At 69.8% G+C, this 11,127-nt stretch carries 8 protein-coding genes; 3 read left to right on the top strand and 5 right to left on the bottom strand.

What is annotated here, in order from left to right; translation table 11 throughout:
* Positions 1-45: 45 nt before the first annotated feature.
* A complete protein-coding gene (locus ACWGUG_RS04990) occupies positions 46-2,037 on the top strand; it encodes an alpha-glucuronidase (RefSeq protein WP_336393640.1) in 1,992 nt (663 codons plus the stop codon).
* A 12-nt stretch (positions 2,038-2,049) separates the two neighbouring features.
* Here ACWGUG_RS04990 and ACWGUG_RS04985 read toward each other — a convergent pair whose 3' ends face one another.
* The 5 genes from ACWGUG_RS04985 to ACWGUG_RS04965 form a co-directional block, all read right to left on the bottom strand.
* Positions 2,050-2,742 carry a DUF624 domain-containing protein gene (locus tag ACWGUG_RS04985; RefSeq protein ID WP_452324007.1) on the bottom strand — a complete coding sequence of 231 codons (693 nt, stop codon included), beginning with the start codon at positions 2,740-2,742 and terminating at the stop codon, positions 2,050-2,052.
* A 35-nt stretch (positions 2,743-2,777) separates the two neighbouring features.
* A complete protein-coding gene (locus ACWGUG_RS04980) occupies positions 2,778-4,790 on the bottom strand; it encodes a beta-galactosidase (protein ID WP_452324006.1) in 2,013 nt (670 codons plus the stop codon).
* Between the two features lie 133 nt (positions 4,791-4,923).
* Entirely contained in the window at positions 4,924-6,603 is a 1,680-nt protein-coding gene (locus ACWGUG_RS04975; RefSeq protein ID WP_336393643.1) for an ABC transporter substrate-binding protein, read from the bottom strand.
* Positions 6,604-6,642: 39 nt separating this feature from the next.
* Positions 6,643-7,566 (bottom strand): carbohydrate ABC transporter permease, encoded by a 924-nt coding sequence (locus ACWGUG_RS04970; protein ID WP_378880243.1) that lies wholly within the window; start codon positions 7,564-7,566, stop codon positions 6,643-6,645.
* A 20-nt stretch (positions 7,567-7,586) separates the two neighbouring features.
* On the bottom strand, positions 7,587-8,501 hold the full coding sequence (locus tag ACWGUG_RS04965; RefSeq protein WP_452324197.1) for an ABC transporter permease: 915 nt from the start codon (positions 8,499-8,501) through the stop codon (positions 7,587-7,589).
* Positions 8,502-8,787: 286 nt separating this feature from the next.
* Here ACWGUG_RS04965 and ACWGUG_RS04960 point away from each other — a divergent pair, with 286 nt between their 5' ends.
* Both ACWGUG_RS04960 and ACWGUG_RS04955 read left to right on the top strand, forming a co-directional pair.
* Positions 8,788-9,795 carry an acetylxylan esterase gene (locus tag ACWGUG_RS04960; RefSeq protein WP_378880039.1) on the top strand — a complete coding sequence of 336 codons (1,008 nt, stop codon included), beginning with the start codon at positions 8,788-8,790 and terminating at the stop codon, positions 9,793-9,795.
* Complete coding sequence (locus ACWGUG_RS04955) at positions 9,792-11,114, top strand: mannitol dehydrogenase family protein (protein ID WP_452324005.1); 1,323 nt, start codon at positions 9,792-9,794, stop codon at positions 11,112-11,114. Before ACWGUG_RS04960 ends, ACWGUG_RS04955 begins: the two co-directional genes overlap by 4 nt.
* Positions 11,115-11,127: the final 13 nt, after the last annotated feature.

Here is an 11,127-nt window from a genome sequence, read left to right as displayed (position 1 = left end):
CCCGGGCGCCGGCATCCATCCCCCACCACCGACGATGAGGTACGCATGACTTCCGACGCATCCGGCCATCCCGTGCGCGAGCACCCGATGTGGCTGCCCGACGACCGCCTGGCGGCCCTGCGCGGCCGCACCGTCTCCGTCCTCGGGGAAGGGGACGTGGTCGACACCGTCCGCGCCGAGGCGGCGAGGGCGGGGATGACGGATGCCACAACCGCTGCGGACGTGCTGATCCTGTCGGCCGACGACGCCGCCGCTCACGGTCTCGCGGATCTGCCGACCGCCGGACTGGGCGCCGAGGGCTTCGTCCACGAGGTGCGGGATGGCCGGGTCGTGGTCGCGTACGGCGGGCCGAACGGAGCGCTCTACGGCTGGTTCCACCACGTGCGGCACCTCGCACTCGGCGGCGGCGACGGGACCACGCGGCACGAGCCGCTGCACGAGCTGCGGATGCTGGACCACTGGGACAACGTCGCGGTCCATCCCTATATGGGGCAGGTCGAGCGCGGCTATGCCGACGGGTCGGTCTTCTACGAGGACGGGATGCTGCGTGACGACCTCTCGCGCGTCGAGCGCTACGCGCGGCTGCTCGCGTCGATCGGCATCAACCGCGTCACGATCAACAACGTCAACGTCGGGCGGCGCGAGGCACGCCTGCTCACCGACGACCTCGGCAGCGTCGAGCGCCTGGCCGCGATCTTCCGCCCCTGGGGCATCCGGACGCACCTGTCGATCAACTTCGCGTCACCGCTGACGCTGGGCGATCTGGACACCTCGGATCCGCTCGATCCCGCAGTGCAGCGCTGGTGGACGGATGCCGCGGCCCGCGTCTACGCGCGGATCCCCGACTTCGGCGGGTTCCTGGTGAAGGCCGATTCGGAGGGGCAGCCCGGGCCCTACGCGTATGGCCGCGACCACGCCGACGGCGCGAACATGCTCGCCCGCGCGCTGGCGCCGCACGACGGCCTCGTGCACTGGCGGGCGTTCGTCTACAACCACCGGCAGGACTGGCGCGACCGCACGACCGACCGGGCGCGCGCCGCCTACGACACCTTCGCGCCCCTCGACGGACGCTTCGACGACAACGTCGTGCTGCAGGTGAAGTTCGGCCCGCTCGACTTCCAGGTGCGGGAGCCGGTCTCGCCGGTCATCCCGGCGATGACCCGCACGCGGGTCGCCCTTGAGCTGCAGGTGACGCAGGAGTACACCGGCCAGCAGCAGCACGCGGTGTACCTCGGCCCGCAGTGGAGCGAGATCCTCGCGTTCCGGCCGACCGGCGACGACGGGCCGGAGCTCGCCCAGATCGTCCGCGGTGGGATCGCGGCGGTGGCGAACGTGGGCGCGGACGCGTTCTGGACGGGCCACCCGCTCGCGCAGGCCAACCTGTACGCCTACGGGCGACTGGCGTGGGATCCGGCACTCGAGCCCGGGACGATCCTGGACGAGTGGATCGCACTCACCTTCGGTGAGGACGAGACGACGCGCCGCGGCATCCGCTCGATCCTGGACGACTCGTGGCGGACGTACGAGTCGTACACCGCACCCCTCGGCGTGTGCTTCATGGTGAGCCCGCTGAACCGCCACTACGGCCCCGACGTCGACGGTTACGAGTACTCCGCGTGGGGCACGTACCACTTCGCCGATCGCGACGGCATCGGCGTCGACCGCACGGTGGCGACCGGCACCGGATACGCGGGCCAGTACGCCGAGCCGTGGGCGAGCCGGTACGAGTCCCTCGACACGGTGCCCGACGAGCTGATCCTCTTCTTCCATCACGTGCCCTACACCCACCGGCTCCACAGCGGCCGGACGGTCATCCAGCACATCTACGACACCCACTTCGCCGGCGTCGAGCGCGTGCGCGAGATGGTGGCGGCGTGGGACGCGCTGCAAGGCCGCCTGCCGGAGGACGTGCACGCCCGCGGGCGGGAGCGCTTCGCGGAGCAGCTGCGTTCGGCGACCGAGTGGCGCGATCAGATCAACACGTACTTCTGGCGCAAGTCCGGGATCGCCGACGAGGCCGGGCGCACGATCTTCTGAGCGCGACCGGCGTCACTCGGCGTCGGCGGTGAACCGGGCCGTGACGTCGGCGATCATCGGACGCGCGTTGGCGCCCGCGAACACCGCGAAGACGACGGCGGCGAGCGCCAGCATCCAGTCCGACCCGAACGTCACGAGCGCGGTCGCCAGCACGAGGTACGAGGCGGCGCCGAGGGTCACGAGCGGCTTCGCGGCGAGGTAGTACAGCGCGAGGCGGGCGATGTCGCGCGCTCGGAAGCGGAAGAACGACGCGATCACCAGGGCGTGCGACGACCACAGCGCGAGGGCGACCAGCAGCACGATCGCGGCCCCTCCGAAGAACAGGTCCACGCCCGCCGCCGTGCCGAAGGCGATCGTGGTGCCGAGCACCGTCGCGAGTGCGAGGGCGGGGATCCAGACCCAGAGCACGTCGCGGAGGTTGCGGACATACGCGCGCCAGTATCGCGGCCAGACGTTCGCCTCGTCGGCCGACGCCCGCGCCGCCATCGTCGAGACGGCCGCCGAGAACGCGGGGCCGAGCGGCACGAGGCAAAGGGCGTACAGCGGGATGTTGCTCGGATGACGCTCGAGCAGCAGGATGCCGGCGAGCCCCGGTGCGGCCGCCAGCAGGAAGCAGCACTCGACGACGACGTACCAGTACACCACCGTCGTCGCGCGCCAGAACGCGCCCTGGCGAGGGTCCGGAAACGACGCGGGAGTGGTCACGCGATCCATCCTGCCGGGCGTCGGCGCACCCGGCATCAGCCCGCCTCGATCACGGCCACACCGTTCACGCCGAGCCGCAGGGGCTCGCCGGCGGTCACGACGCGCCCCGACAGGATGTCCGTCCCGGTGAACGGGGAGTCCACCTCCACCTCGGCTCCGCTGTGGTTGAGCACGAACTCGTACCGGCGCCCGTCGATCTCGCGCGTCGTGTGCTCGAGGTCCGGCACGTCGGCGAAGACTCCCAGCAGCCCTTGCTCCCCCAGCGCGTGGCGGATCACCCAGTCGACGCCGCGCTGGTCGAGGCAGGCGCCGACGTACCAGGCCGAGCCGTCGCCGATGTCGTTCCGGGTGACGGCGGGCGTGCCGGCGTAGAAGTCCTGCGTGTAGGAGCCGACCGGCTCGGCGCCCTGCGGGATCACCAGATCGAAGACGAGGGAGGCCTCGCTGCGCACCTCGGGCTCACCGGGACGCGAGAGCACGACGGTGTTCGTCTGCGCCGGCGGCAGCGAATCGGTCTCGTCGACCCGCACGCCGACGATCGGGACGAGGGGACCGGGAACGTCGAGGAGGAAGGCGTTGTCGTCCTCGTCCACGCGTCCCGAGAGGACGGTGGTCACGACGGTGCCGCCGCGGCGTGCGACCGCTTCGAGCCGGGCGGCGGTGTCGCCCTTGACCATGTGGAGGAACGGGGCGACCACGACGTCGTAGCCCGACAGGTCGGCGCTGACCGGCACGACGTCGAGCACGGCGCCTGCCTGCCACAGCGCCTCGTGATAGAGCACCATCTGCTTCTCGTACTTGACGAACCGACTGGGCCCGTCCGAGATCTCGAGGGCCCACCAAGAGTCCCAGTCGAACAGCACGGCGACCCGCGCCGGCGTCCGCGAGCCCAGCAGCCGGTCCCCGACCGCCGCGAGCTCCGCGCCGAGGTCCGCGACCTCGCGGAACGCCCGGGTGTCGGTGCGGCCCGCGTGGTTGAGGACCGCGCCGTGGTACTTCTCCGACGCCCCCTTGCTGTGGCGCATCTGGAAGAACAGCACCGAGTCCGAGCCGTGGGCGACGGCCTGCCACGACCAGAGCCTCATCTGGCCCGGTCGCTTGACCGGGTTGTAGTCGCGCGTGGACGTCATGGTCGGCGTCTGCTCCATGAGCCAGAACGGCTGGCCGCCCTTGATCCCGCGCATGAGCGCGTGGCTGAGCGCCTGACGCGAGACCGGCGACCCGTCGGTGGGGTAGTTGTCCCACGAGGCGAAGTCCAGGTCGTCGGCCCACCGGTGGTAGTCCAGGTGGCGGTAGATCGCCATCATGTTCGTGGTCGCAGGCAGGTCCGAGTGCTCGCGGATCGCCGCCTTCTCGTCGCGGTACGACCGCAGGATGTTGTCGGTGTTGAACCGGTGGTAGTCCAGCGTGATCCCCTGGAAGGCCGTGTGGTCCGGGCTCTTCCAGTGCTCGGAGAGGATGTTCGGCGGCACGATCTGGTCCCAGTCCGTGAACCGGTGCGACCAGAAGGCGGCGTTCCACGCGTCGTTGAGGCGGTCGAGCGATCCGTAGCGGTCCCGCAGCCAGAGGCGGAACTCCGCCGCGCACAGCCCGCAGTAGCACAGCCCGCCGTACTCGTTGTTGATGTGCCACGCGACGACCGCGGGATGACCGGCGTACCTCTCGGCGACCCGGCCGGCCATCGCCGTGGCGAGCCGGCGGTAGTTCGGCGAGCTCGTGCAGGCGTTGTGGCGCACGCCGTAGACGTGTCGGCGCCCCTCGAAGTCGACGCGGCACACGTCGGGGTACGCGGTCGCCAGCCACGGCGGCACCGCGGCCGTCCCGGTGGCCAGGCAGACCTTCCGCCCCTCCGCGTGGGCGCGCTCGATGATGCGGTCGAGCACCGAGAAGTCGTAGGTCTCCTCGTCGGGCTGGGTCAGCGACCACGAGAACACCCCGACGGTCAGCAGGTCGATGCCGGCGAGGTCGAAGGCGCGGTGGTCCGCGTCCCACACCTCCTCGGCCCACTGCTCCGGGTTGTAGTCGCCCCCGTAGGGGATCTTGTCCATGGCGGGGAGTGTCATCGTTCGCGGCTCCAGGTGGCGGTTCGGCAGGGTGGCAGAGGGCGGATGCCGTAAGCCGGCGTCCGGTCGCGGGAACGGCCCCGCGTCCAGACAAGGACGCGGGGCCGCACCGGGCGTATCAGTTGTTCGCGGCGTAGCGCTCCTGCGCGGCGTTGACGATGTCGAGGTACGCGGGCATGTTCATGCCCTCGAGCTCGGAGACGTAATCGTCCCACTCATCCATCGAGCGCTGGCCCAGGATGAACGACGCCGTGTTCTGCCAGACGTGGTCCTTGAGCGCCGACTGGTACAGCGACACCTGCTCGCGCTCGATCTCGTCGAGCGGTGCGGGCGGGGGCAGCTCGAGGACCTTCTTGGACGACATCGACTCGACGAACTCGAGCGCCTCCGGTCGCAGCATCGACCGGTCGAGGGCGAGCGTCGATCCGTGCACGAGCGTGAACACGCCGTTGGAGAAGCCATAGTCGGCCTGCAGGTTCTCAGGCGCGCCCGGGTTGAGGCCCATCGCGGTGATGTTCTCGTTGAGCACCCAGGTGTCGTCGCCCTCCTTCTCGTAGGTGACGCCCTCGACGCCCCACTTGGCGAACTCGAGTCCTTCGTCGGAGTAGTAGAGCCAGTCCAGGAACTGCAGCAGCGCGAGGAAGTTCTCCGACTCCGCGACCTCCGACGAGAGCATGAATCCGCTCACGAGCCGCTGGCCGGACTGGAAGTTGTCGCCGGCGGGTCCTGCGGGCACGCGGATCATGCCGATCTCGGCATCCGTTCCGAGCTCTTCGATCGTCGACCGATAGCGCACGATCTCCTGGTCGTTGGTCCCGATCGCGAGGGCTTGGCCCGACGCGAACTTCTGCAGGGCCTGGTCATCATCCTGCGTGATGGCTTCGGGGTCGAGAAGACCCTCCTCGACGAGCGAGGCGTAGTACTCGACCAGGTCGCGATAGCCGTCGGTCGCGCCGGTGTACTCGAACTCCTCGCCGTTCCACCACAGACCCTCGCCGAAGCCCCAGCCCGCCGAGGTGCCGAAGTTCGGCGACACGAAGCCGAGCGTGCCCTCGATCGGCCCGTTGGCCGACCACCGGTCGGTCATGGGGTAAAGGTCCGGGTAGGCCTCCTTGACGGTGCGGAGCTGCTCGGCGAACTCCTCGAAGGTCGCCGGCTCGAGGCTGAGGCCGAGCTCCTCCCAGATGTCGGTACGCACCGCGTACGAGTACTCGGGACGCGGCTCCTCACGGAAACCGGGGAAGACGTAGTACTTGCCGTCCTCCTGACGGAGCTGGTCGAGGTCGGCCTCCATGTCCCACTTCTCGACCTTGTCCATGTAGTTGGGCATGTACTGCACGAAGTCGCTCGCCGGGAGGATGGCACCGCCCGAGACGAACGCGACCTCTTGGCCCGGGTACGTCACGGAGATGATGTCGGGCGCGTCGCCGGCGCCGATCACGAGCGACTTGCGCTGATCCCACTCCGACAGCGGCGCGCTGACGACGTCGAATGTGACTTTCTGGTTCGCCTCGAGCTCTTCGAAGATCAGCCAGTTCTCGTCGATGGGGTAGTTGGGGTGGTCCCGATAGAACAGCCCGAATTCGAGCGGCTCGGTCGCAGTGAAGGTGTCACCGACCCCGTAGTCCTCCATGGCTCCGACGTCCTTGCCGGTGAAGTCGAAGTCGCCGCCTTCAGCGGCTCCGCCGTCGTCGGGCGCGCTGCAGCCGCTCAGGACCAGGGCGCCGGCGGCGAGCAGCGCACCGGCGAGCATCGCGCCGCGTCGCGCGCGTCCCTTCGGTCGTATCTGCTGTGTCATCGGGATTCCTTTCTTGGGGGGTGGTTCCGTGGGAGGGTGTCACTGCTTGACGGAGCCGAGCATGACCCCGGAGACGAAGTACTTCTGGATGAACGGGTAGAGGCACACGATGGGCAGCACGGTGAGGAGCATCGTCACGGCCTTGACGTTGGAGGCGACCTGCGCCGTCTCGCCGGAGCCCATCCCCGCGCCGAGGGACTCCCCGCCGGTCGCAGCCGCAAGCAGATTCCGCAGGTAGACCGTGACGGGGTACAGCTCCGACCGGTCCATGTAGAGGAACGCCGTGAACCACGAGTTCCAGAACGAGACCGCGTAGAAGAGCACCATGGTCGCGATCACCGCCTTGCTGAGAGGCAGCACGATCCGCAGCAGGATGCCGTAGGTGGTGAGCCCGTCGATCGCGGCGGCCTCCTCGAGGTCCTCGGGGAAGTTCTCGAAGAAGGCCTTCATCACCAGCAGGTTGAAGATGCTGATCGCGTTGGGGATGACGATCGCCCAGATCGTGTTCTTGAACCCGAGGGTGTTGATGAGGATGTAGTTCGGGATCAGTCCGCCGTTGAAGAACATCGTGAAGACGGCGATCCCGATGAAGACGGCGCGCCCCTTCAGGTGCCTCTTCGACAGCGCGTAGGCGAACGAGGTGGTGAGCACCATCGCGATCGCGGTCGCGACGACCGTGTAGATGACGGTGTTGCCGTAGTTGCGCCAGAACAGCGGATCGCTCATCACGTAGCCGAACGTGGTGACGTTGAAGCCCATCGGGATCAGGTTCACCTGGCCCGAGTTGATGTACGCCTCCGAGCTGAACGCCTGCGCGACGACGTTGAGGAACGGGTACAGCGTGATGAAGCAGATGGCGACGATGAGGACGCCGTTGACCACCCGGAAGGCCGTGTAGCTGCGGGAGTCCTTGATCCCGCCGTGGGTCGACGGCCGGAAGATGCGGTCGGCGCGGCTGCGCACCGGAGTGCGGATGCTGGAGGTCACCACAGGCTCGTCCCCACGGTTCGACGCGAGATGGCGTTGGCGGTCAGAATCAACGTCAGGCCGATCAGCGCCTCGAACAGGCCGATCGCCGTGGCGTAGGAGAAGTTGCTGGAGATGATGCCCACCCGGTAGAGGTACGTGGATATGACGTCTGCTGTCGGATACAGCAGCGGGTTGTACAGCAGCAGCACCTTCTCGAACCCGACGGCCATGAACGTGCCGATGTTGAGGATGAGCAGCACGATCATGGTGGGCCGGATGCCGGGCAGCGTGACGTGCCAGATCTGCCGCCAGCGGCTCGCGCCGTCGATACGGGCTGCTTCGTAGAGCTGCGGGTCGATGGTGGTGAGCGCGGCGAGATAGAGGATCGTCCCCCAGCCCACCGTCTGCCAGATCTCGGAGCTCACATAGATGGTGCGGAACCACTCGGGCAGCTGCATGAAGGGGATGGCCTCGCCGCCGAAGAACTCGATCCCCTGGTTGATCGACCCGCGCAGCGCCGTGAGCTGGAGCACCATGCCGGCGACGATGACGATCGACATGAAGTGGGGGAGGTACGAGATCGACTGTGCGACCCGCTTGAACCGGTGGGACCGCAGCTCGTTGAACATCAGGGCGAGGATGATCGGGAGCGGGAACACGATCGCAAGGGTGAGTCCGCCGAGGATCGCGGTGTTCCAGAACGCGCGCCAGAAGGTCGGGTCGTTGATGAAGAGCTCGACGTAGCGCAACCCCACCCACTCGTCGCCGAACATGCTGCCGCCCGGGCGGAAGCGGCGGAAGGCGATGATGTTGCCCGCCATCGGCACGTAGCGGAAGATCAGCAGGAAGACGATCGGCAGCACCAGCAGCGAGTAGAGCCGCCAGTCCTTCTTGAGGGCTCGCCGCCAGGTCGTGCGCTGCTTCGGCACGCGAGAGCGCCCGCCACGACCGGCGTTGCGCCGCTCGTCCTCGGCCTCTTCGCGCAGCTCGATCGCGTCGGCGATGACGACGTTGCTGTTGACGGACACTGCGCTCCTTTGCGGGGTGGTCGGCAGCCTCGGAAGGGCCTCGATTCGTGCAGAAAGTTTCGACTTCCCGTTCGATACACGATGACGGTAGCCTCTGGGGAAGGCAATGTCAACGTTTTCATTTGGCAGCGCCGACGAGGGACCGCCGAGTCGGGCGCCCCTCGAGATGAAGGGAGAACCGCCGCCGATGGCGCACTTCGACTTGCCCGAGCCGCAGCTGCGGGCATACCGCCCGGAGGTCCCCGAGCCCTCCGGATTCGACGATTTCTGGCGCGAGACGCTCGCGACGTCGCGAGCCGCGGGAAGCGGCATCCGTCGCTCTCCGGCGCCGTCGCCGCTCGACCTCGTGACCGTCGAGGACGTCGTCTTCCCCGGATTCGCGGGCGAACCGGTGCACGCGTGGCTGATCCTGCCCGCAGGCGTCCGCGAGCCGCTGCCCGCCGTCGCGGAGTTCGTCGGCTACGGTCGCGGCCGGGGCCTCCCGCACGAGCGGCTGCACTGGCCGACGGCGGGTTTCGCGCAGCTCATCGTCGACACGCGAGGCCAGGGGTCGACCTGGGGGACCGGCGGGCAGACGCCCGATCCGCACGGCGCCGGGCCCGCGACGGCGGGATTCCTCACGCGCGGCATCGAGGACCCGCGCGAGTACTACTACCGGCGCGTCTTCACCGACGCGGTGCGGGCCGTCGACGCGCTGCGCGAGGTCGCGGAGGTCGATCCCGAGCGCATCGCGGTCACCGGCAACAGCCAGGGCGGAGCGATCGCGATCGCGGCCGCCGGCCTGTCCGACGGGCTCGCCGGCGCGCTCCCCTCGGCGCCGATCCTGTGCGACCTCCCCCGCGTGGTCGGGCTCACCGACGCCGACCCGCACGCCGAGCTCACGCGGTATCTCTCGGTGCATCGCGACTCGGCCGAGCGGGTGTTCCAGACGCTGTCGTACTTCGACGGCGTGGCCTTCGCACGGCGGGCGACGGCTCCCGCGCTCTTCGGCGCGGGCCTGATGGACACCGTCGCGCCGCCCTCGGGCGTCTTCGCGGCCGCGAACCACTGGGCGGCCGGCGCCGACGTGGTCGCGTACCCGTGGAACGGCCACGAGGGCGGCGAGGGGGCGCACTGGGTGCGTCAGGCGGAGTGGCTCCGCGACCGCGTCGGACAGCCGGACCGGATGCCGGTGGGCGCGAAGGCGGCGTCATGACGCCCGATCCCCTCACCCGCCTGCACCGCGACCGGCTCGTCACCGCGGGGCTGGCCCGCCCCGCGGCGCCGGTGCGGATCGTCCACCTCGGCATCGGCGCCTTCCACCGCACGCACCAGGCGTGGTATACCGCGCGCGCCGGCGACGCCGCCGGCTGGGGGATCGCGGGATTCACCGGCCGCGGTCCGCGGGTCGCCGAACAGCTCGAGGCCCAGGGTGGCGTGTACACCCTCATCGAGCGGGACCGCGACGGCGACCGGTTCGCCTTCGTCGACAGCATCGCCGAGGCCCGGCCCGCGAGCGACCTGGCGCGGTTGGTCGAGCTGGTGTCGCACCCCGCGACGGCGATCGTCACCCTCACCGTCACGGAGGCGGGCTACCACCTCGGCGCCGACGGCCTCATCGACCCCGCCGATCCCGACCTCGCCTCGGACCTCACCGCGCTGCGCGACGGTGATCCGGCACGCCTGCGCACACCGGTCGGCCGGCTCACCCACGCCCTGGCCGAGCGGGCCGCTCGCGGCGGCGGACCGATCGCCGTCGTCCCCTGCGACAACCTGCCCGGCAACGGCGCCACGATGCGCCGCGCCGTCCGCGACATCGCCGCCGCAGCCGGGTGGGATGCCGCGTCCTGGCCCGTCTCATTCGTCTCGACGAGCGTCGACCGCATCACCCCCCACACCACCGACGAGGACCTGCGCGCGGTCGAGGCCTCGACTGGCTTCCGCGACGACGCCGCCGTGGTGGCGGAGCCCTTCTCGGACTGGGTGCTCGCCGGCGACTTCCCGGCGGGACGGCCGCGTTGGGAGGACGCCGGCGCCCGATTCGTCGACGACATCGAACCCTTCGAGCGCCGCAAGCTCCTCGTGCTGAACGGGGGGCACCTGGCCCTGGCGTTCCGCGGCCTGCTGCGCGGCCATGAGACGGTCGCGGACGCCATGGCCGATCCCGCGTGCCGCGAGGTGCTCGACCGGTTCTGGGACGAGGCCGAACGCGCGGTCGGCGGGGGCGCCGACACCGCCGGTTACCGGCGCGACCTCGTCGAGCGCTTCGAGAACGGCCGGATCGCGCACCGCCTCCGCCAGATCGCCGTGGACACCGCGACGAAGGTGCGGCTGCGGATCCTGCCGGTCCTCGCCGCCGAGCGCGTCGCCGGCCACGACGCCGGCGGTGCGCTCGCCGTCATCCGCGACTGGGCCGAGGGTGCCCGGCGAGGGGCCTTTCCCGCCGGGGACCCCGACGGCCTGCTCGACCGGCTGATGACCGGAGCGAACGCGGCCGACCGCGAGCTCATCTCGTCCGCGATCGCCGCGGACTGACCCGTAGAACCGA

This window comes from Microbacterium sp. NPDC055455 (assembly GCF_053619935.1).
This window is presented reverse-complemented; position numbering and strand designations above follow the sequence as displayed.